This is a genomic window from Komagataeibacter melaceti (assembly GCF_003403295.1).
GTDB classification, from domain to species: Bacteria; Pseudomonadota; Alphaproteobacteria; order Acetobacterales; family Acetobacteraceae; genus Komagataeibacter; species Komagataeibacter melaceti.
The window spans coordinates 1-22,213 of the sequence record NZ_QUWV01000131.1 but is presented as its reverse complement, the minus strand read 5'-3'; the positions used below and the strand labels follow the sequence as shown (position 1 = coordinate 22,213).

17 protein-coding genes are annotated in these 22,213 nt (G+C 62.2%); 9 read left to right on the top strand and 8 right to left on the bottom strand.

Features of this window, described 5'->3' with window-relative positions; genetic code table 11:
- Positions 1 to 29 precede the first annotated feature (29 nt).
- The 5 genes from DY926_RS13515 to DY926_RS13495 all read left to right on the top strand — a co-directional run bounded on the left by DY926_RS13515 (position 30) and on the right by DY926_RS13495 (position 7,230).
- The gene (locus DY926_RS13515) at positions 30 to 1,136 is read left to right on the top strand and encodes a DUF917 domain-containing protein (RefSeq protein ID WP_116703839.1); all 1,107 of its coding nucleotides are present in this window, start codon (positions 30 to 32) and stop codon (positions 1,134 to 1,136) included.
- Positions 1,133 to 2,779 carry a urocanate hydratase gene (locus tag DY926_RS13510; protein WP_116703838.1) on the top strand — a complete coding sequence of 549 codons (1,647 nt, stop codon included), beginning with the start codon at positions 1,133 to 1,135 and terminating at the stop codon, positions 2,777 to 2,779. The genes DY926_RS13515 and DY926_RS13510 overlap by 4 nt, the downstream gene beginning before the upstream one ends.
- 32 nt (positions 2,780 to 2,811) lie before the next feature.
- The gene (locus tag DY926_RS13505; protein ID WP_241503223.1) at positions 2,812 to 3,855 is read left to right on the top strand and encodes a site-specific integrase; all 1,044 of its coding nucleotides are present in this window, start codon (positions 2,812 to 2,814) and stop codon (positions 3,853 to 3,855) included.
- Between the two features lie 878 nt (positions 3,856 to 4,733).
- Positions 4,734 to 6,269 (top strand): carbohydrate porin, encoded by a 1,536-nt coding sequence (locus tag DY926_RS13500; protein WP_241503222.1) that lies wholly within the window; start codon positions 4,734 to 4,736, stop codon positions 6,267 to 6,269.
- A 181-nt stretch (positions 6,270 to 6,450) separates the two neighbouring features.
- A complete protein-coding gene (locus tag DY926_RS13495; RefSeq protein WP_116703837.1) occupies positions 6,451 to 7,230 on the top strand; it encodes an acetoin reductase in 780 nt (259 codons plus the stop codon).
- Between the two features lie 88 nt (positions 7,231 to 7,318).
- Here DY926_RS13495 and DY926_RS13490 read toward each other — a convergent pair whose 3' ends face one another.
- Positions 7,319 to 8,101, bottom strand: coding sequence for an alpha/beta fold hydrolase (locus tag DY926_RS13490; protein ID WP_116703836.1), 783 nt, complete (start codon positions 8,099 to 8,101; stop codon positions 7,319 to 7,321).
- 108 nt (positions 8,102 to 8,209) lie between these two features.
- On the bottom strand, positions 8,210 to 9,562 hold the full coding sequence (locus DY926_RS13485; protein ID WP_241503227.1) for a glycosyltransferase 87 family protein: 1,353 nt from the start codon (positions 9,560 to 9,562) through the stop codon (positions 8,210 to 8,212).
- Between the two features lie 431 nt (positions 9,563 to 9,993).
- On the opposite strand from DY926_RS13485, the gene DY926_RS13480 reads away from it, so the two are divergent.
- Both DY926_RS13480 and DY926_RS13475 read left to right on the top strand, forming a co-directional pair.
- A complete protein-coding gene (locus DY926_RS13480) occupies positions 9,994 to 11,322 on the top strand; it encodes a UDP-glucose dehydrogenase family protein (protein WP_116703834.1) in 1,329 nt (442 codons plus the stop codon).
- Between the two features lie 144 nt (positions 11,323 to 11,466).
- Positions 11,467 to 12,237 carry an SDR family oxidoreductase gene (locus tag DY926_RS13475; protein WP_116703864.1) on the top strand — a complete coding sequence of 257 codons (771 nt, stop codon included), beginning with the start codon at positions 11,467 to 11,469 and terminating at the stop codon, positions 12,235 to 12,237.
- 81 nt (positions 12,238 to 12,318) lie between these two features.
- On the opposite strand, the gene DY926_RS13470 is transcribed toward DY926_RS13475, so the two are convergent.
- The 5 genes from DY926_RS13470 to DY926_RS13450 form a co-directional block, all read right to left on the bottom strand.
- A complete protein-coding gene (locus tag DY926_RS13470; RefSeq protein ID WP_116703833.1) occupies positions 12,319 to 13,149 on the bottom strand; it encodes a phosphoenolpyruvate hydrolase family protein in 831 nt (276 codons plus the stop codon).
- On the bottom strand, positions 13,127 to 14,359 hold the full coding sequence (locus tag DY926_RS13465) for a Tm-1-like ATP-binding domain-containing protein (RefSeq protein ID WP_116703832.1): 1,233 nt from the start codon (positions 14,357 to 14,359) through the stop codon (positions 13,127 to 13,129). Before DY926_RS13465 ends, DY926_RS13470 begins: the two co-directional genes overlap by 23 nt.
- Positions 14,356 to 15,543 (bottom strand): arabinose transporter, encoded by a 1,188-nt coding sequence (locus tag DY926_RS13460; protein WP_116703831.1) that lies wholly within the window; start codon positions 15,541 to 15,543, stop codon positions 14,356 to 14,358. The genes DY926_RS13465 and DY926_RS13460 overlap by 4 nt, the downstream gene beginning before the upstream one ends.
- On the bottom strand, positions 15,518 to 15,814 hold the full coding sequence (locus DY926_RS13455) for a putative quinol monooxygenase (protein ID WP_116703863.1): 297 nt from the start codon (positions 15,812 to 15,814) through the stop codon (positions 15,518 to 15,520). The genes DY926_RS13460 and DY926_RS13455 overlap by 26 nt, the downstream gene beginning before the upstream one ends.
- A gap of 75 nt (positions 15,815 to 15,889) precedes the next feature.
- Positions 15,890 to 17,251 (bottom strand): aminotransferase-like domain-containing protein, encoded by a 1,362-nt coding sequence (locus tag DY926_RS13450; RefSeq protein WP_116703830.1) that lies wholly within the window; start codon positions 17,249 to 17,251, stop codon positions 15,890 to 15,892.
- Between the two features lie 200 nt (positions 17,252 to 17,451).
- On the opposite strand from DY926_RS13450, the gene gluP reads away from it, so the two are divergent.
- Both gluP and DY926_RS13440 read left to right on the top strand, forming a co-directional pair.
- Positions 17,452 to 18,702, top strand: coding sequence for a glucose/galactose MFS transporter (gluP, locus tag DY926_RS13445; protein WP_116703829.1), 1,251 nt, complete (start codon positions 17,452 to 17,454; stop codon positions 18,700 to 18,702).
- A 25-nt stretch (positions 18,703 to 18,727) separates the two neighbouring features.
- Positions 18,728 to 20,896, top strand: coding sequence for a beta-N-acetylhexosaminidase (locus DY926_RS13440; protein ID WP_241503221.1), 2,169 nt, complete (start codon positions 18,728 to 18,730; stop codon positions 20,894 to 20,896).
- An 83-nt stretch (positions 20,897 to 20,979) separates the two neighbouring features.
- Here DY926_RS13440 and DY926_RS13435 read toward each other — a convergent pair whose 3' ends face one another.
- Entirely contained in the window at positions 20,980 to 22,155 is a 1,176-nt protein-coding gene (locus tag DY926_RS13435; protein WP_116703828.1) for a serine hydrolase domain-containing protein, read from the bottom strand.
- Between the last annotated feature and the right edge of the window lie 58 nt (positions 22,156 to 22,213).

The following is a 22,213-nucleotide window of genomic DNA, read 5'->3' as shown; positions in this document are numbered from 1 at the left end:
ACCCCTTACTTCCTGTACGAGGTCCGACTGTGGGTAGAATACTTGTAGCCAGAGATGTCGAGGCCGCCATTCGCGGCGGTTCAATTTTTGCCTGTGGCGGTGGCGGATGGGTCGAACATGGCCGCATGCTGGGCACCGCCGCCGTCAATGCCGGGCGGCCCGAACTGGTCAGCATGGATGAAATTGCCGATGGCGCCATCATCGCCACGGCGGCCGCCATCGGCGCACCTGCCAGCACCACGCAGTGGGAAATGCTGGGCGTTGATTACGTCAATGCCGTGCGACTGGTGCAGAAGGAACTGGGTGCGCCGATATATGGCCTGATGATTGGCCAGAACGGTAAGTCCAGCACCCTCAATGCGTGGCTGCCGGGTGCCATTCTGGGCACGAAGGTGGTCGATGCGGTGGGTGACATGCGCGCCCACCCCACGGGCGACATGGGTTCGATCGGCATGGCCAATTCCCCCCTGCCCATGATCCAGGCGGTCGTGGGCGGCAACCGGGCGCATAACGCCTATATCGAGATGGTGGCGAAAGGGGCCACGGCCCGTATCTCGCCCATCCTGCGCACGGCATCGGACATGTCGGGCGGGTTCATCGCCTCATGCCGCAATCCCCTGCCAGCCTCCTATGTGCGCGCCCATGCCGCCGCCGGAGGTATTTCACGCGCGCTGAAGCTGGGTGAAGTCGTGCTGGAGGCGGAAAAAAAGAGTGGCCATGCCGTGATCGACGCCATCGTGCGCGAACTGGACGGGCGGATCATGGCGCAGGGGCGCGTCACCGCCAAGAATGTGCGCTACACCGATGAAGCGTTTGATATCGGGACCATAACCGTCGGTTCCGGTGAATCCGCCGTGGTGCTGCATGTCATGAACGAATACATGGCGGTGGAAACACCGGACGGGCAGCGTCTTGCCTCCTTTCCCGATGTCATCACCACACTCGACCCCACCGGCTACCCGCTGAGCGTGGGCGAGGTGGAGGAAGGCATGGAGATCCTTGTGCTTCATGTCGAGAAAACGAAGTTTCCCCTTTCTTCCAGCGTCGTTGACCCGGCGGTCTATCCCCCGGTCGAGCGCGCGCTGGGTATCGAACTTGCATCCTATGCCATAGCAGGAAAGACACAGGAATCATGACGCAGCGACGCTTTGAAGTCACATCGGGCAACACGCTGCGCTGTCGGGGCTGGCGGCAGGAAGGGCTGCTGCGCCTGCTGGAAAACGTGCTGAGCGTGGGCGAGGACCCGGACAACCTGGTCGTTTATGCAGCCCTTGGCCGCGCCGCGCGCAACTGGCCCGCGCATGACGCCATTGTAGCGACACTGAAGACCATGGCGGATGACGAGACGCTGATTGTCCAGTCAGGCAAGCCGATTGGCGTGGTCAAGACGCATGCGGGCGCGCCCATCATCATCATGGCGAACTGCAACATGATCGGCCAGTGGGCGAAGGCGGAGGAATTCTACCGGCTGGAAAAGATGGGCCTGATCTGCTGGGGCGGCCTTACGGCGGGGGACTGGCAGTACATTGGCTCACAGGGTGTCATTCAGGGCACCTATGAAATTTTCCGCCGCATTGCCGAGCAGCATTTTGACAGCAGCCTTGCCGGTCGCCTGATCCTGACATCCGGGCTGGGGGGCATGGGGGGCGCACAGCCGCTGGCCGGGCGGCTGGCGGGTGCGGTCATCCTGTGTGTCGAGATCAATCCTGAACGGATCGAAAAGCGTATCCAGTCCGGTTATCTCCAGCACCGGGCCGATACGCTGGATGAGGCGCTGGCCATGGTCACGGCCGCGCAGGCCCGTGGGGAGGCATGTTCGATCGGGCTTACCGGCAACGCGGCCGAAATCTTCCCCGAGATTCTGGCACGCGGCATCACGCCCGACATCGTGACCGACCAGACTTCGGCCCATGATCTGGTTTATGGCTATATTCCTGCCGGGATCAGCCTTGAGGATGTCGAGCAGTTGCGCCGTGATGAGCCGCAGCGGCTGATGGAACTGTCCTCACAGTCCATCGTGCGGCATGTGCGCGCCATGCTGGCGTTCCGCAAAAACGGGTCGGTTGTTTTTGACAATGGCAACCTCATCCGCACGCAGGCGCACAAGGCCGGGGTGAGCGATGCGTTTGACATCCCCATCTTTACCGAAGCCTATCTGCGCCCGCTTTTTGCCCGCGCCATTGGTCCGTTCCGCTGGATTGCGCTGTCCAACGATCCCGAGGACATCCGCAAGATAGATGATTACCTGCTTGAAACGTTTGCGGATGATGCATCCGTCGTCAACTGGATCACCCTTGCGCGGCAGTACATTCCCTTTGAGGGGCTGCCCGCGCGGATTGCATGGATCGGCCATGAATCCCGCACCATGGTCGGCCTTGCCGTAAACCGCATGGTGCGTGAGGGCATCCTGTCCGGCCCGGTGGCCTTTACGCGCGACCATCTGGATGCCGGCGCCATGGCGCATCCCAACATCATGACGGAGAACATGAAGGACGGTTCGGACGCCATTGCCGACTGGCCGCTGCTCAACGCCATGCTGGCCTGCTCCTCGCAGGCGGACCTTGTTGCGATCCATTCCGGCGGTGGCGGATATGCCGGTTACATGACCAGTTCGGGCATAACCGTGGTTGCTGACGGTTCGGCGGAAGCGGATGAACGGCTTCAGAAAACCCTGACCAATGATACCAGCCTTGGTGTCATGCGCTATGCCGATGCGGGCTACGAGGAAGCCCATGACGAGGCCGACAGGCGCGGCATCCATTACCTCGGCGTCAAATAGGGCACACGGCGAGGCGCTGGTATCGGGCAGGCTTGAGTTATGCTGGCCTGCCTGCCATCGTGCTCCCCATGTCGTCCGATCCGTCTCCCCTCCCTACGCACGGCCTGTCGGTTGATGGGGCGGCGCATGCGGCCCTGACGCCAGCCGGGGTCGCGGCGCTGGATGTGGCGACCGGCTTTGCCCGGCGTGCGACTTCCCCCGCCACGCTGCGCGCCTATCGTGCCGACTGGGCGCATTTCCAGTCCTGGTGCCAGAAAACCGGTTTTTGCCCGCTCCCTGCCGCGCCAAGGGTGGTCGGGGCCTATTTGGCTAGTCTGGCCGAAGATTTCGCACCCACCACCATCCGCCGCAGGCTGGCCGCCATTGGCAAGGCTCACCGTTTTGGGGACCTGCCGTGGAACCCGGGGCATCGCGACATTCAGGGGCCGCTACAGGGCGTGCTGCGTACGCAGCGCCGGGCGGTCAGCAAGCCGGTGGCCGTGCGGCGGGACCTGCTGCGCCAGTTGCTGGCCACCTGTGACCTGTCCGCCCGTGGCCGCCGTGACCGCGCACTGCTGCTTGTAGGCTTTGCGGCCGCCCTGCGCCGTTCCGAACTGGTGGGACTGTGTGTGGAGGATGTGACACCCACCACACAGGGCGTGCAACTACACATCCGTTCAAGCAAGACCGACCAGACCGGGCAGGGGGTGACAATCGGCCTTGCCCGCGGGCAGCAGGCCCAGACCTGCCCGGTCCGGGCGCTGGAAGCATGGCAGGCCGTGGCCCGGCGTGGGGCGGGACCACTGTTTCGCAAGGTGGATGCGCATGGCCGGGTGTGGGCGAAGGCGCTGCACCCTGATGCCGTGCGCCAGATTTTGCAACGCCGGGGTGCGATGGCGGGCCTGCCGGATGCAGTGCTGTCCCGCCTGACCCCGCACGGGCTGCGTTCAGGGTTTATTACTGAAGCCTATCTGGCTGATGTGCGTGAAGAAGAAATCCGCCGCCATGTCCGCCATCGTGACCCGCGCAGCACGCGCGGCTATATCGAGTTGCTGGACCTTGTTCTCGATACACCTGCGGGCAAGGTCGGCCTGTAAGCTGAAGGCCGTTTTGAAATAACCTGCCTTTGAAAAACAAGAAGAGTTTCTGGGCACCGTCTTTTCCGCAAAAGGCGACGTGCTGTGAAACTGTTTTGACAAATCTTATGACTGCAACGAAAGGCAGCGCGGATCACGTCTTCGCGCATGCGGGGTAGGGCGTGCTGTATGGATACAGGAAAATGGCTGTATTCCTGCACTTTTCTGGTTTCTGCAGTTGTTTGCGGATTGCAGATAACCAAACGGCATGGCGCAACCTGATATGGGAAATACCGTTATCAAGGGCAGAAATTTTCAAGTGCAGGGCATCTTCCCGGTGGGGATGGCATGAAGAAAATTTCCGTTTCCGGGAACGGGGGCGAACGGATTGGATCACCTGACGTTTGTTGGTTGGCTGCAATGATTTTCAGGCAAGAAGAAAAAGGATAATCCGCAGCCACAATAATCACGATTGCCCTATGGGCCGGAGTGCTGAAGGCAGGGGCCGTGATGGCGGGGTATGGACATACATGCTGCCATCATGGCCTGTCCGGAATACTTGCAAAAGTAACAGGTCGTCCCATTCATGGTTCAACAAAAAATAAAATAATCACGGGCCAGACAGAAACAGACCCACATACACATCCATAAAAAGCACGACATTCCCGATGTCCCAGCCATGCCCACCGGGAGGGGGCAGGCTGGTCTGGCAATGGTCATGGCGTGCGGTCCATTCGTGGTCGCGCCCCGTGCGCGGCCATGCAGGACAGGTTTGCTTCCTGGTTCACGATATTCATTTACGTGAGGTTTAGGGCATGCACGTTCCTCATGAATCATTACTTATGTCACTTGCCTGTCGATCCTTTTATGCTGTCAGGGCCAGTCTTCTGCAATGTGTGATGACGGCGTGTCTTGGCCTGATGCTCCTGTCCAGTAATCCGGGCATGGCGGCCAGTACTGCGACGGCGCAGATACCCCCGGCAACCGCCCTGCAGGATCTTGACCTGCCTGCGTGGCTGCGCGGCATTGTAGGGCCGAAAAAGCAGCCGGAGATTCCACAGGTATCAAACCCCACACCATATGCCGAAACCCAGCCCACAACCCCTGTTTATGAAGCAATTCCGGGCTTCCTGAACGCGGCCTATGGTCCGCCCTCGTTCGGTCCGCCCTTCGGCACGACGCACCTGCTGGGGGATTGGGGCGGCGCGCAGCCATGGCTCCAGAAGCGCGGGCTCTATCTGGCCTTTGATGTGTATGAGGACATTGCAGGCAATGTGGCGGGCGGCAAAAAACAGGATTACACCGGGACCGGCCAGGTGGCATCCACGCTGGATGTTGACTGGGACAAGCTTCTGCACCCCGGTGCATGGGCCAAGGATTTCTGGCTGCATCTGCTGGTCATTAACGGTAATGGCCGCAATCTGAGCCGTATCTTTGGGGATAACGGCAACCAGGTGCAGCAGATTTATGGCAGCCGTGGCAATGTCATCGCCCATCTTGTCTGGGCCTATTTCGAGAAGGCATGGCTTGACCACAGGGTTGACCTGTCGGTTGGCTGGATACCCACCGGCGCGTTTTTCCAGAACTCCCCATGGGTCTGCAACTACATGAACGTCTGGCTATGTGGTGGGGAATCCCCCACCAAGTATCTGGCGGGTGCGCGGGGGTGGCCGTCAGGTAATATTGGCACCGTGCTGCGTGTCATGCCGATAAAGCAGGTCTATGTCATGGGGGGGCTGTTTGCGGTTTCACCCCATGCGTACAACGGCGGCATTTCCGGCTGGTCATGGGGGCAGGATGGGCTGGGCAAGCTCTCCACGCAGGTTGAAATCGGCTGGATACCGGCATTTGGCCGTGACCATCTTGTCGGCCATTACAAGCTGGGGGGGATGTATGACAATTCCCGCTACAATGACCTTTATGAAGGTGTGAACGGTGAACCATGGGTGGTCAGCGGTCTGGCCCCGCGCAAGCAGAGCGGGCAGACATCGGTCTGGGTCATAACCGACCAGATGCTGGTGCGTCGGGGCGCGGGTGACATGAACGGCCTTATTCTGGGTGGATATTACGCTTATGCGTCCGGCCAGACATCACAGGTCAATCATACCCTTGTCGCCGTGCTTATGGATACGGGCGCGCTGTGGCACCGCCCGCTGGACAGCGTGGGCATTGCCGTCCTGTGGGCAAGTTTCAGCCGCTCCGCCATCAGGTCTCAGGAACTGGCGGCCAGCCATGGCCTGGCCCTGCCGGGCGGCAATTTTGGCGTGCCGTACGGTATTCAGGGCCATGAGACGATATATGAAGCCTATTACGGTGTTCATATTCTCGATGGCCTGTCGATCAAGCCAGACTTCCAGTACGTCAACCACGTAGGCGGCACGACGGTGTTCAAGGATGCCGTTGTGCTCAGCACGGCCCTTAACGTTGCGTTCTGACAGGGTGCAGGCGTATCCATATCATGTCGTTCAGTATTTGACTGTTACATTCCTGTTCAGTCAATGTAACAGTGTATTCATGGGTAAATACTATGGTTTCCTGAACTTTCTGCATGGCCTGCGCGTTTTTCGTACCCCGCCGCATCATGTGGCATGGGCTTGAAAAGAAAGATGAACATTCATGTCTCTCGTCGGGAAAGTTGCCGTTGTTACGGGTGCCGCACAGGGGATCGGGCGTGGTATCGCACTGCGTCTGGCACGGGAGGGGGCGGATCTGGCCTTGGTTGACCTTAATCATGAGCGTCTGGGCAATGTGCGCACGGAAGTGGAGGCGCTGGGCCGTAAGGCGCTGACCCTCAGCGCGGATATCAGTGTGCGTGAACAGGTCTTCTCGGTTGTTGATCAGGCCGTGGACCAGTTGGGTGGCGTTGACATCATGGTCAACAATGCCGGGATCGCACAGGTGAAAGCCCTGCTTGACGTTACCCCTGATGACATGGACCGTATTTTCCAGATCAATGTGGCAGGCACGTTATGGGGCATACAGGCCGCAGCCCAGGCGTTCAGGAAACAGTCGCGTAACGGCAAGATCATCAATGCCTGCTCGATAGCCGGGCATGAAGGATATGCGTTCCTTGGTGTCTATTCCGCGACAAAGTTCGCCGTCAGGGGACTGACGCAGGCGGCGGCCAAGGAACTTGCCCCCTTCGGCATTACCGTCAACGCCTATTGCCCCGGTGTGGTCGGAACCGACATGTGGGTGGAAATAGACAAACGCATGGCGGAAGCTACCGGTGCCGAAGTGGGGGCGACCTACCGCAAATATGTCAGCGGGATCACGCTTGGCCGGGCCGAGACGCCTGATGACGTGGCGGCCTTTGTCGCATGGCTTGCCGGGCCGGATTCAGATTACATGACAGGGCAATCCGTGCTGATCGATGGGGGGCTTGTGTTCCGTTAATCCGCCACCGCCACACATGCGCCCGCATATCGGTTTGTCCACGGTCAGGCCGGTTTCGCGGGCGTATGGTGTTTGGGGCAAAGGACCATCAGGTGGACAGGAATGCGTCCACAAGCGCCAGAAAGGCGGCGGGAGCCTGTGCATGTACCCAGTGTCCGGCATCTTTTATGGTGTCCAGCCGGTAATGCGGGAAAAGCTGGCGCATGACGGGGTAATTATCGGGCTGGATATAATGTGAGCGCCCGCCTGCGATAAACAGGGTGGGGCCATCATAATGTATTCCCGGCGCAATGGCAGGCCACCCGACAATCGCGGGCATGGAGGCCGTGATTTCGTTTATCCCGATGTTCCAGTGCGGGTTTTCCCCCAGGTCAAGGTTCATGAGCATGAGGTCGCGTACCGGCTTGTCGGCAATGACCTGTCCCAGCCATGCTTCGGCCCCGGCGCGGTCCAGAAAACCGGGCAGGGGCAATGCCGCCAGTTCCCGCGCAAGCTGGTTGTACTGCGCGAACCCGCCCTGACCCGGCGCGATATCGGCAACCACCAGCGAATGGACGGCAGCCGGGTGCTGGAGTGCCAGCATCATGGCTGTCTTGCCGCCCATGGAATGGCCGATGACCGTTGCGGGCAGGGCATTATGCGCGGCAAGTGTTTCGTGTACGTCGGCTGCCATGGTGGGATAATCCATCGGGCCGTGGGGGCTTTTCCCGTGGTTGCGCAGGTCAAGCGCGAGCGTGCGGCGTGTGGCCGCGATACGCCGCTGGAAAAAGCCAAAATTGCGCGCGCGCCCAAACAGACCATGAAGGAAAACGACAGGCGGGCGGGACAGGTCACCATTTTCCGGCCCGAGTTCGATTGTATTGAGAAGCATGGTTACGCAGGTTCCTGTTTCTGGTCAGCGACAGGAAACCATCATAAACCCGGTTACGGAAATTGCTGAATGATGCCCTGAACCCGCATGGTATTTACGGTGGCGGGATCACGGGGGCCCACCAGTCCGGTCCAGCCGGGCCGGGGCAAGCAGGTCGTCATTGGCGCTTACCGCCAGTGTCACGCCCTCCTCATTACCAAGGAGCGACGGCACATTGATCACAAGAGGCGGCAGACTGGCGCGGGATGTATAAAGACTACGCCACAGCAGGGCAGACAGCAGGAGCATCCCCCCCATAAACCACGCCGAGGCCACGGAGCGCGCCGCCCATGTCGCAACCGGCTCAGGCAGGTGCGCAGGATAGAGGACCGGCAGGGAAGATAGGACAATGCTGCCCCATACCGGCCATGACGCCATCGGTCCGTCATCATGTGGCAGACGTCCGGTAATGTAGAAGGACCACGGCAGTAAAAGAAGCAGGTAATAATGCGTCCATGAAAGCGGGCTTGTCACGACACACAGGGTGGTCAGCAGGCTGAAATCAAATATATCCGCGCTATGTTGGTCAGGTTGGGGAGCGGCCATGAATTCCTTGCGCCATTTCCACCCGGCATAACCCGTAAGCAGCAGAAGAAAGAGTGGAACGGTTTTTGCAAGTATATGAAAGTTGCCTGCAAGTGCCTGACCATGCCAGTCATGCAGATATGCTGGCCCTGTCTGTAAACGCAACAGGAATGCACTGACGGACTGGTTGTTGAATGCGCCAATCGGGTGTCTTGCAAACTCCACAATGCAGTGCTGGTACCATTCGCGTGTTATTGGCAAGCCAAAGAAGAGCAGGGACAATACAGCCATTGCCGCGATAACGGCCGCGCTGGACAGGGTAGCGCGGTAATTGCGGCGATAGAAAAAATACAGGATGAAAATCGAGATCATCGGTTTGATTGCTGCCGCCATGCCGATCAGCAGGCCAGCCATGTACATTTGCCTGCGCTGCAACAGCAGCAATGAGCAGACCAGTGCAAGCAGTATGAAATGCGTGGTGTTGCCCATGGTCATGAGGCTGTACCATAGCGGGCCATTGGCCAGAAACAGCAGTAGAAGAACCGTCTTTGTCCTTAAATTACTGCCCTGTGCAAGTAATGCAAATGCACCGGCTGTTGCCGCGATGCCGAGGAAAAGAAAAATCCGCTCCGCCACATCCTGCCCGAACCAGGCGAAGGGGACGAACAGATAGACCTCGATTGGCCAGTTGACGAACTCGGCCTGTTCAATCAGCGGCCATAATGCCTGCGGGCCACCCTGATGTACCGCCACCGCTGCGGCATAATACGCTTTTTCAAAATCAACCTGAAAAAGGGGATGGTGGCCGAATAGTGGGAAAGAGTTGTAAGCATTTATTGCCGTAAGGAAGACAGGGATAAATAAAACTGCCTGCCTTGCCGTGGATAGCCATGTCACGTTGCGCAACACACGCCTCCATTAATGGGAGAGGACCAAGCCGACAGCTATCCCTAACGCCATTGCAACGAATTGTTTCATTTGGCTGAAATCAACTGGGTGTGAAGGAATTTCCCATAACCCGCCCCAATAAGGCGGAAAATCAGGTTGGCAGGACAACAGACAGAAAGGCCCCCGATGTTCCTGACGGAGCGATAGGCCATACGAAGTCACTCTGACTGCTTTCCACATGGCAGGGGCCGGTTGTGCTCCGATCATGCCATGCATTATGAATTCGTGCGCAGGGCTATAATGTCCGCGATAGTGGTAGGGGATGGCACGGGCCGGACGATTGCTTTTATTTTCTTCAGACAGTTTTGGAATTGTCATCTCCGATCCTGTTCGGGATAACAATTCCTGAAACAGACCAGGGGACCCAGGTGCGCATTGCTATGATCGGTGGAGGCTATGTTGGCTTAGTCTCCGGCACATGTTTCGCGGAATTTGGTACGGATGTTGCCATTGTCGAAACCAATCCCGACCGTCTGGCCGCCCTGCGGGAGGGGCGGATACCGATTTATGAACCCGGCCTCGACCGTCTGGTTGAAGATAACGTGGCTGCGGGCCGCCTGACCTTTGGTGATGACATTGCCGCCGCCATCAAGGGTGTTGACGCGGTATTCCTGGCCGTGGGCACGCCATCGCGCCGGGGCGATGGACAGGCCGATACAAGCTACGTCCATGCGGCGGTGAAACAGGTCGCCCGCGCGGCGGATGGCTATACCCTTATCGTGACAAAATCCACGGTGCCGGTCGGCACGGGCCGTGAAATTGCCCGCATCGTGCGCGAGACCCGGCCCGACCTTGATTTTGACATCGCCTCGAACCCCGAATTCCTGCGTGAAGGCAACGCCATACAGGACTTCATGCGCCCTGACCGCGTTATCATCGGCATTGACGAGAGCAGGCCGGGGGGCGCCACGCGGGCACAGGATATCCTGCGCAGGCTGTACCGGCCGCTCTACCTGCTTGAAACGCCCATCGTGTTCACCGGGCTGGAAACGGCGGAACTGATCAAGTATTCCGCCAATTCCTTCCTCGCGATGAAGATCACCTTCATCAACGAAATCGCTGATCTGTGCGAAAAGGTGGGGGCGAACGTGACGGATGTCGCGCGTTCCATCGGGCTTGACGGGCGCATTGGCAAGAAGTTCCTGCACCCCAGCCCCGGCTTTGGCGGCTCCTGCTTTCCCAAGGATACACGCGCGCTGACGGCAATCGGCCGCAAGGCGGGGTCTCCCGTGCGCCTGATCGAGACGACGGTTGCGGTCAATGAAGCACGCATGCAGGCCATGGCCGAGCGGATCATCGCCTTTGCCGGGGGGGATGTCAGGGGCATGACGATCGGCGTGCTGGGGCTGACCTTCAAGCCCGAGACGGATGACATGCGCGAGGCCGCATCCATCACCATCCTTGGCCAGCTTGACGGGGCCGGGGCGCATATCCGCGCCTTTGACCCTGCTGGCATGGAGACCGCGCGCGCCGTGCTTCCGCCCGGTGTGACCTATTGCGGGGATGCCGTGGCGGTGGCTGAAGGGGCGGATATTGTCGTTGTGCTGACGGAGTGGAACGAATTCCGCTCACTTTCGCCCGACAAGCTGAAAAAACGGATGAAGGGCCGCAGGATTGCGGACCTGCGTAATATCTGGGACCCGCAGGTGATGCGGGAGGCGGGGTTTGAATATATTTCCCTCGGCCGGCCCGAGCAGGCGGATATTTAGCTGAAATAGAAGGAAATATTCCTGCCCCCGACCAACAGGCGCCAGATCACAAAGCTGTGTCAATACATGGTAGGTGGGCAGGTTTTCTACATCGCGAACAAAGAACTCCTTATATTTTCAAATACATTCATTCAGGAGAACATCATGGGGCGTGTTTCAGGAAAAGTGGCGCTGGTCACGGGCGCTGCACTGGGTATCGGCCGGGCCACGGCCCTGCTGCTGGCGCGTGAGGGCGCCAGGGTGGTTGTGGCCGACATGAAGGAAAAGGAAGGCCAGGCCACCGTGGCTGAAATCGAGTCCGCCGGTGGGGAAGCCCTGTTCGTATCCCTGAACGTGACGGTGGAAGCGGATTGGGAAAAAGCCATGGCCGCCACCCTCAGCCGGTTCGGGCGGCTGGACATCGCGGTTAATAACGCGGGCATCCTGTATAGCGGCTCGGTCGAGACCACCAGCCTTGCCGACTGGCGGCGCGTGCAGTCGGTCAATCTGGATGGGGTCTTCCTTGGCACGCGCTACGCGGTGGAAGCCATGAAGCCGCATGGGGGCGGCTCGATCATCAACCTCTCATCCATCGAGGGGCTGATCGGTGATCCCACCCTTGCCGCCTATAACGCCAGCAAGGGCGGTGTAAGGCTTTTCACAAAATCCGCAGCCCTGCACTGTGCGCGCTCAGGCTATAAGATCCGCGTCAATTCCATCCATCCGGGCTATATCTGGACACCCATGGTCCAGGGATTTACCGCCGAGACACCCGATCAGGTCGCCGCCCGCCAGAAACTGATCGACCTGCACCCGCTGGGCCATCTGGGGGAGCCGGATGATATCGCCTATGGCATCGTGTTCCTTGCATCCGACGAATCAAAGTTCATGACCGGCAGCGAACTGGTCATTGATGGCGGATATACCGCCCAGTAACATCTTTTCTGCCGGTTTGCCCCCGTAAGCGGGCAGCGCCGCCTTTTCGGGAAAAAAGGCGGCACCCGCAAACCCGTGTTTTCAGCGGGTCATTGTCTTGAAGTTGCGGGTCTGCTCGGTCAGGGCAATCTCCACGGGCAGGCGCTCCATGCTGGATGCGCCATAGAAGCCATGGCAGCCGGGGCAGGCGGCAAGCACTTTCTGCGCATCGGCGGGCATGGCGATCGGCCCACCATGGCACAGGATGATGATGTCAGGGCGGACGCTGCGGGCCGCTTCGATAATCTCGTTAATCAGCGTGATCGAGTCCTCCAGCGTGAAGGCGGTTTCCGCCCCGATCGCACCGCCCGTGGTCAGGCCCATATGGGCAACCAGCACATCCGCGCCTGCACGCGCCATGTCCACCGCCTGCGCGGGGTCGAACACATAGGGCGTGGTCAGCAGGTCCTTGCGGTTGGCGCGGGCCACCACGTCAACTTCCATGCTGTAGCTCATGCCGGTTTCCTCAAGATTCTTGCGGAAGTTGCCGTCAATCAGGCCAACGGTGGGGAAGTTCTGGATGCCCGAAAAGCCCACGCGCTTCACGTCATCCAGAAACACATCAAAATCCACAAACGGGTCGGTGCCGTTCACCCCGGCCAGAACGGGCGTATTGGGCACCACGGGCAGCACCTCGCGCGCCATTTCCATCACGATCTGGTTGGCGTTGCCATAGGCAAGGATACCCGCCAGCGAACCCCGGCCCGCCATGCGGTAACGGCCGGAATTATAGATTACGATCAGGTCGATCCCGCCCGCCGCCTCGCATTTGGCGGACAGGCCGGTCCCCGCGCCACCGCCCACGATAGGTTTGCGCGCGGCGATCAGGCTGCGGAAGCGGGCGAGGATGTCACTCCGGGGGATACTGGGCATTATCGGTGCTCTCCTTGAATATGCAGGAAAATTCATGTGCCAGCGCCGCGGCGAAGGCCGGGTCGTTGATGGCATGGGGAAGGCGGATAAGGCGGCGGCGCGCGGTCTGTTCCAGTGTCTGGTCCAGCGCGGTGTAAAAGGCCTCATCCGCATCCGGGTCGTAAAAGGGGCCACCCGGCTGGTCGAGCAGCGAAAACCCTCCCTCCGGATACAGGAAGCGGACTTCACCTTCGCACCGGTTCAGTTGCTGGCCGATCATGCGGCCCATTTCACGACATTCATCCGCGCTGGTGCGCATGAGGGTAATCTGCGGGTTGTGCTCGACCAGCCTGCGCTGGCGGTAGCGTTCAGGCACCGTGTCGCGTGCGCCGAAATTGACCATGTCCAGCCCCCCGCAACTGCCCACATAGGGCAGCCCCGTGCGGATGGGCGCACCCAGGCGGTCGGTATCACAGGGGAATATGCCGCCTGCCACCAGATCACAGAACTCGGTCAGGGTAACGTCAACCAGACCGCGTATCGTCCCGTCATCCGCCAGCCGTTCCATCGCGCGCCCACCCGTACCGGTGGCATGGAAAACAAGGCAGTCAAACCGGCCGGATAGGTGATGGACAACCTGATCGACACACGGCGTGGTCACGCCAAACATGGTCAGCCCGATGGCGGGGCGCGGGTCGTCCTGCCGTGGGCAGGGGGAGCGCACCATGCCTGCCATGGCATGGGCGGCATTGCACAGGATCACGCGGGAGAGGCGGTTCAGCCCCTCCATATCCGTAACGGAATACAGCATTGCAATATCGGAGCCGCCCACATAGGGCGCGGTATTGCCGGATGCTACGGTGGAGACAACCAGCTTGGGCAGGCCCAGCGGCAGGGCCTGCAATGCGGGGGTCACCAGCGCCGTACCGCCTGACCCACCTATGGCGATCACCCCGGCAATATCCGTGCGCGTGGCAAGGTAGCGGCGCAGCGCCTCGGCCATGGCCCCGATGGAACGCCCCCTGTCGCCACAGAAGACGGCCTGCGCCCCGTGTGGATGAAAACCGGCAACGGTGCGCGCACTTATCTCGGCCTGCGCCGGGGCACCGCGGGTGCTGACATCGACAATGCGGGTGGCGACGCCGCTTTCATTCAGGAGCCGGGCAATATAGCCAAGCTCCGCCTGCTTCGTATCGCATGTGCCCAGCACATAGACATGACCCGTGGTCATCCTGCCTGCCTCCGTGCCTGTAGCAGGCCAAGAACAATGGCGACCCCGCCCGTTGCGCACAGCCCGCCCAGCAGGAACACGATGTCATAGCCGTAGCGGTCCGCCAGCAGGCCGGCCAGCGGCCCCGTCGCGCCGTAGGCCAGATCCTGAAACGCCGCGAAACCACCCAGCGCCGTGCCGCGCATGTGTGGTGGTACTATCCGCACCACCTCTACCCCCAGCGAGGGATAGACCATGGAACACCCGGCCCCCGTCAGCACCGCCCCGGCAAGGGCGAGGAGCGGGGAGGGTGCGCACCATAGCAGGTACTGCCCCATGGCCTCGATCGTGAGCGACAGCGCCGCCATCCGCAGCCCGCCAATCCGGTCGGGCAGGTGCCCGCAGGTAAAGCGCCCCGCGACAAAGGCCACCCCGAAACAGGTCAGTCCCAACCCGGCATAGGGCCAGTGCGCGTGGATGAAGCGCAGCGGCAGGAACGCCCCGAGTGCCGCGAACCCGACCCCCTGCAACGCCACGGCAATGCCCTGCCAGCGGATGGTACCAAGGATATGCCAGAAGGGCGCCCTGCCGCCCGCATGCGTGGGGGTGGCCGGGATGCCGTGGACCAGCGCCAGCCCGATCAGGGGCAGCAGGGCCGAGACCAGCATGAGCGCGCCCATGCCCGCCCGTTCGTAAATGGCCAGCCCGATCGGCCCACCCACCGCAAACGCGCCGTACATGGCCGCCCCCGTCCAGGCCAGGACCCGCCCCGCACGCTGCTGGCCCACAAGACCGATCCCCCAGCCAAGCATGCCCACGATTGTCAGGCTTTCCCCCACGCCCAGCAGCAGCCTGCCCGCCAGCAGGATCAGGTAGCGCGTGGCCCCCGGCAGTGTGGTCAGCCCGGACAGTGCGCAGATCAGGCTGGCCGCGACATAGATGGCAAGCCCCGCGCGCATGCACGGGCGGCCGCCCTTCGTATCGGCAAAGGCGCCGGAGTGGTTGCGACTGAGGATGGTGGAAAAAAACGCGATCCCGACCGCCAGTCCGGCCAGCCCGTTGCCATAGCCGGGCCAGTGCAGGATGGAGACCGGTATGGCCGCCAGCGGCAGCGCCACCGCCATGTAGGACAGGAACAGCGCAATGGCGAGGCGGGCCAGCAGCCGCAGTGGCGCGGGGTCAGATTTCACGTGTGATGCGCACATGCAGCGGCTCGGCCAGCGCGGTCCGGAACACCTCCGCCATCGCACGGAAATGCGGCGTGGTTTCGTGTTCCTTCAGGGCTTCGGGGCTGGTCCAGCGTTCCACGAATACGAAAACATCCGGGTCCGTGATGTCGCGGTGGCACTGGTAGGACAGGTTGGCCTTTTCCTGCCGGGATTGCGCAACGCAATGCCGGATGGCGTCAAGTGCCGCTTTTTCCTGCGCGGGGTGGATGCGCAGGGTTGCGATGACCGTAATGGGCTGTTCTGACATGAAGGCTCCTGCCTGACCTGATATCCTGTCGGGCAGCATAAGGCCGGGTGACACTTTTCATCCACGAAGAAAGTGTCACGTGACACTATTTGCCCTCTCTCCACATAACCGCCGCAGGCGGCGCAGGGCTTCGGTCAGGTCGGGCAGGGTCGCGGGCCCAAGGCTCAGGCGTATGCCCGCCTGCATGGCCCGCCCCGGTTCCACCATGAAGGGCTGGTACGGTGTCACCATTACGTCATGCGCCTTTGCCAGCGCCGCGAACCGCACGGCCTGTTCCATCCCCAGCGGCATCCATGCGTGAAAGGCGTCATAGGATGGCGGGGTGAGGTAGGGGCCCATCATGCGCAGGGCCAGTTCGCGCCGTCGCTTTGCTTCCCCCCGCAATGCCCGGCGCACCGAAGCCGCCGTGCCGTCCTGCATCCATTGCGCCATCATGGCGTAAGACAGCGGGGCGATCATGAGTGATGAATTCAGCAGCGCCCCCTGCGCTGCCTCCATGAACGCAGCGGGCGGGACAAGTGTGCCGATGCGCAGGCCGGGGCTGAGGGTCTTGGACAGGCTGCTGACATAGAATGTCCGTTCCGGCGCCAGCGTGACCAGTGGCGGCAGGCTGTCATCACGGGCGCAGTCATACACGTCATCTTCAATGATCAGGGCATCATGGTCGCGGCACAGTCGGGCAATGTCCTGCCTGCGCGCGTGGTCCATGGTAGCCGTGGTGGGATTGTGCATGGTGGGCGTCACATAAACGATGCACCGTCCCGGAGCCTGCCCGTGCAGGGCGCGCTCAAGGCTGTCGGGCCGCATGCCATGTCGGTCCATGCCCACCCCGTGCGCCCCGATGCCCGCCTGGCGGATCAGGGTCAGCATGCCGGGATAGGTCAGTTCCTCGGTCACAATGGCGGATGCGGCCGGGCGCGCCGCCGCCAGCGCCACACCCAGCGCCTGCTGCGCGCCGCTGGCCAGCAGCAGGCGCTCGGGCGGCAGGTCCACGCCCAGTTCCGCCAGCCAGTGGCTCATGATGCGGCGGTGTTCGATATGTCCGGCCACAGGCGGGTACACGTTGAACAGCGCCGGATCGACCGTGCGGGCCAGACGTGAAAGCGTGCGCGCCAGTGCGCGGTCACTGAACATGGGCGGCGGCATGTTGGCGGACAGGTCCAGCATCCGCCCCGACCCACCGGGGCGCGAGGCGACAAAGGTACCCCGCCCGCGCACGCTGCGCACCAGCCCGCGCCGTTCAAGCATGGCATAGGCGCGGGTGACGCTGCCAACTCCTATGCCCAGTTGCCACGCCAGATCCCGGTGCGCGGGCAGGCGGTCGCCCGCATCCAGTTTTTCAGCCAGTATGTCGCCCGCCAGCGCATCGGCCAGACGCTCGGCGGGGGAGGTATCACCCGCCGGAAGATGGGCGTGCCATGGTGAGCGCAGGCGCATGACCCCTAAAGCCTGTCCGGTTACAAAGGACTGCCAGCCATAGCAGGTGATGCACCCGCACGGAATATGGGGCGGGAGGCTGTCGGCCGCACCTGTTTCTGTTACGCTTCCGGCATAAGGGCGCGCCGGTCGCGCGCCGTGGCCGTGGGGGGCAGGATTTGGCCGGACATTATCAGGAACCACCCTGCGGGGGGCATGGCATGCGGCCGCTGGCGGTCATGGCTGGCCTGTTCTTTATCATCGGGTTCGTGACATGGCTGAACGGCCCGTTGATAACCTTCGTGCAGGTTGCCTTCGGCCTTGGGCCGGTGGGCGCATTTCTGGTGCCGCTGTGTTTTTACCTGTCCTATTTTTTCTGCGCGCTTCCGGCAATGGCGCTGGCGCGGCGCACGGGCCTGCTGCACGGGATTGTGGCGGCCCTTGTCATCATGGCGGGGGGAACGCTGGGCTTTGGGGAATGTGTGGGCAGGCGGTGGTATCCCGGCGCGCTGGCGGGCCTGTCCGTGCTGGGGGGCGGGCTGACGCTGCTACAGGTTACGGTCAACCCGTATGTGACCCTGCTGGGGGCGGCGCAGCATGCCGCGCGGCGTATCGCGATCATGGGCATTGCCAATAAGGTATCCGGTATTATCGCACCTGTTGTATTTTCAATATGGGTCATGCGCGATATCGGGGGCGTCGCCAGCCGTCTGGCCATGGCGGGAAGCCCGCAGGCGCGCGCCCCCGTTCTGGCGGCCTTTGCCCATGCGGTTGTGGGGCCTTACCGCATCATGGCCCTGATCCTGCTGCTTGTGGCGGTCGGGCTGCGCCGTGCCGGGTTGCCGGATCTGCGCCTGTCTGCTGCGCCTGCCGCGCGATCGTCCGGTACTGCCCTGCTGCCCGTGCATATGGGCGCACGGGCATGGGCCGGGGTGGGGGTGGTGTTCGTGTATGTGGGGGCCGAGGTCATGGCGGGCGATGGCATCGGGCTTTATGCGGGTCATCTTGGCCTGTCGCTGGGGCAGGTCAGGTTCCTTACCGCGCTTACGCTCGCGGCCATGCTGTGTGGTTACGTGATCGGCACGGTCGTGGTGCCCGTGGTGTTCAGCCAGATGGGCTATCTGGCGCTATCGGCCTTCCTTGGCATGGGGCTGTGCCTTGCGGCGGCGCTGACACAGGGCATGGGGTCGGTCCTGTGCGTTGCGCTGTTTGGTCTGGCCAATGCCATGATGATGCCCATCCTGTTCCCGCTTGTGCTGCGGCTGGCGGGCCGGTGGCAGGCGCAGGCCACCGCCGTTCTGGTCATGGCGTTTGCCGGGGGCGGGGTGATGCCGCAGGTTTTCGCGGCCCTGATTCCCTGCGTTGGGGTGAAAGCCGCCTTCATGGGGCTTATGATGCTGTCCTATGCCGCTGTGCTGCTTTACGCACTTGCCCTGCGGCGTGGGACGGTGGGGCTGGAAGAAGGGGCATGAGGGTGCGCCTGACACTGGGGGAATCATGATCGCTGCAAATCCCGCCCGCTGTTTGCGGTTTCTGGCCGTATTGCTGTGCATGGGCGGCGTGCAGGGTGTGGCGGGTAACTGCCTTGCGGCCCCGGCCCTTATGCCGCAGCCGGTTTCCTACCTGCCCCGGCCGGGTGCGCTGGCATTGGCGGGTGGGGTACAGGTTGAATGGCAGGGCACGCGATCCGCGCTGCTGGACCGGGCGGTGGCGCGTTTTACGCAGCGGCTGGCCATGCTGTCGGCCCGTTATGCCACGCCGGGGCAACCCGCCGGGCTGACGCTGCGCATCCGGTGCCTTGATGCCGATCCGGCCATGCTCTCCATCCACATGAAGGAGCATTATCACCTCGAGACCGGCCCGGAAGGCGCAACGCTGGTGGCGGATGGCCCGGCGGGCGTGCTGCGCGGGTTGAGCACCCTGTTGCAACTGGTGGAGCGGCAAGAAAGCGGCCCCGTTCTGGATGCCGCCGTGATTGATGACAGCCCGCGTTTTGCATGGCGCGGCGTGATGGTGGATGTCAGCCGCCATTTCATGTCCGTCACGGCACTTGAGCGCCAGCTCGACATGATGGAACTGACACGACTGAATGTCCTGCACCTCCATCTGTCCGATGGGCAGGGCTTTCGTGTGGAAAGCCGCCTGTACCCACGCCTGCAACAGGTCGCGGCCCATGGGGCGTATTACACCCAGCGCCAGATACACGAACTTGTGGCCTATGCCGCCGACCGGGGCATCCGGATCGTGCCGGAATTCGATGCACCGGGCCACAGCTACGCCCTGTTGCAGGCCTATCCGCAGTATGCAGCGCAGCCGGTCACGACGCCCATGGACCCCAAACGGGTGGTCCGGGCCGCCATGGACCCGTCCAACCCACAGACCTATGTCTTCCTCTCCCGGCTCTATCATGAAATGGCGGGCCTGTTCCCCGATGCCTATTTTCATGTCGGCGGTGATGAGGTCCGGCCGGATGAATGGACGGGCAACCCCCATATCGCCGCGTTCATGAAACAGCATGGTTATGCGGATGCCGCCGCCCTGCAGGCTGCATTCACCCGGCGGATATATTCCATGCTGGCGCATGAGGGCAGGACCATGATGGGGTGGGATGAACTGATCGACGCCCCGGTCCCGGCCAGCATCGTTATCGAACCCTGGCGTGGCTCACGCTACACGGTTGCCGCTGCGGCTGCCGGGCACCCGGTCGTGGTGTCCGCCGGGTATTATCTGGACCTGCTGCTGCCCGCTGCCGATTATTACCGCGTTGACCCGCTTGATCCGCAGGGCAACGGTCTGCCGCCCGATCAGGTCGCACAGGCCAATGTGCCCGCGCTCAATCCCTTCACGCTCGATCCCGCCGCCCGCATGACACCGGAACTGGCCACGCATGTCATGGGGGCGGAGGCGCCGTTATGGACCGAAATCGTGACGGAGGAGATGCTGGACACCCGCCTGTGGCCACGCTGTGCCGCGCTGGCGGAGCGGTTCTGGTCACCCGCCAGCGTGCGGGACGAAGCCAGCCTTGCCCGCCGTCTGCCCGTGGTGCAGTCGGAGCTGGAGATGCTGGGCAATCGCGCCAGCGCTGATTCCCACCGCATGATGGCGCGCCTTGCCCCGGATGATACGGCCCCGTTATCCGTCCTGCTGTCCGTCACCAGCCCGGTGCGCAATTATGCCCACAACCATGTTTTCGGCCCCAGCCGTGTCGCGCCTACGCTACAGGCGCGCCCGCTGGACCATGCGGCCGATATCGCCAGCCCGGACAGTTTCGCGGCGGCTGCGTTCGAGCGTGACGTGCGGGCCTATTTGGCCGGTCGGCACGATCTGGTGGCCAGCCTGCGCGCGCGGCTGGAAACCTGGCGTGGCAATGACAGCCGCCTGCGGGGGATGGCGGCAACCGATCCCGCGTTGCGTGAGGTCCTGCCTGCCTCCGCCCAGCTTGCGCAACTGGCACAGGCCGGGCTGGATGCCCTGAACGCGGCCCCCGCAGGCTGGCGCGAACGCGCGGAGGCGGCAGTCAGCACGGCAAGGGCGCAGTTCGATGCCTCACGCTCCATGCTGGATGTCAGGAAGCAGCCCCAGCCAGCAGGCGACCTGCTGCAGGACATTACGCCCGCCATCGCGCTACTGGTGCAGGGCGGAGACCAGCCACCCATGGCGCACTGAAAATCCGCCCGGCAAACTGTCTCCTGACAGCAGAAAGTTTTTGGTGAAGCTTTTTTCAAAAAGCTTCTATCAACCAGCCACCCTCAACCCGCATGTAGGGCGCGGGCGGCGGCGGTGGCCACGTCATGGCGCAGCGCCACAACATTGCCGCGCCCGTCCGGATGGACCCGGTTGGTCAGGATCAACACATAGCTGTCGCTTTGCGGGTCAATCCATAACGATGTGCCGGTAAAGCCGGTATGCCCGAAGGAGCCAACCGGAAACCCATCGCCCCGCGCACTGGAATAATGGGTGGCGATATCCCACCCCAATCCGCGCAGTTCCGTGCTGCCCGCCGGTTGCCGGGGCGTGGTCATGAGGACGAGCGTATCCTGTCGCAACGGGAACGGGGTGCCGGGGCGTCCGGCGCGGCGGTCCAGCAGGGCCTGCGCGTAGCGGCAGATATCATCGGCATTGGAAAACAGCCCCGCATGGCCCGCCACCCCGCCCATCCGGCGTGCGGTCGGGTCATGCACGATGCCGCGCAGCATGTGGCCATCCGTATCCGCCTGCGTGGGCGCGATCCGGGGCAGTAGGCTGGCATCGGGCCGGAAGTAAGAATGGCCAAGGCCCATCGGGCGCAGGATATTCTGTGTGGCATAGACCTCCAGCGGCTGGCCGGTCAGCTTCTCCAGCACAAAGCCCAGCGCGAGGTAATTGATGTCACTATAGATGAATTTCCGGCCCGCAGGCTGGTCGGGGCGGGCGTTCATGGTGCGGCTGCGGGCCTGATCGTGACCCTGCCATGGCTCCGTCAGGTCAAGGTCGGGGGGCAGGCCGGAGTAATGGGTCAGCAGGTGGCGGATGGTGATGCCGGCTTTCCCATTGGCCGCGAATTCCGGCACATAGGTGCTGACAGGTACATCCAGTTCGATCAGCCCTTTTTCCCACAACTGCATGATGCACGGCGCGGTAATGAGGGGCTTGGTCAGCGATGCCATGTCGAACACCGTGTCCCACGTCATGCGCTCCGGCGCCGGGTCTATGGCGCGCTGGCCATAGACCGCACGATGCACGACACGGCCATGCTGGCCCACCGCGCAGACAACACCCGGTGTCTCATGCGTGCTGACCGCCCGGCGCAACCTGTCGTCAACATCGCGCATATCCACCGGAGTGCTCCGGCCCGCACGTGGCGCGCAGGCGGATACGATCAGGCCCATGCCTGAAGCCATGACCATGCGCCGTGTTGGCTGGGGGGCGGCAGGGCAGTGGGGCATGTATGGGGTCCTGGGGCAGGGGAGCGGATTACGCGGCGGGACAGGACCAACATTATAT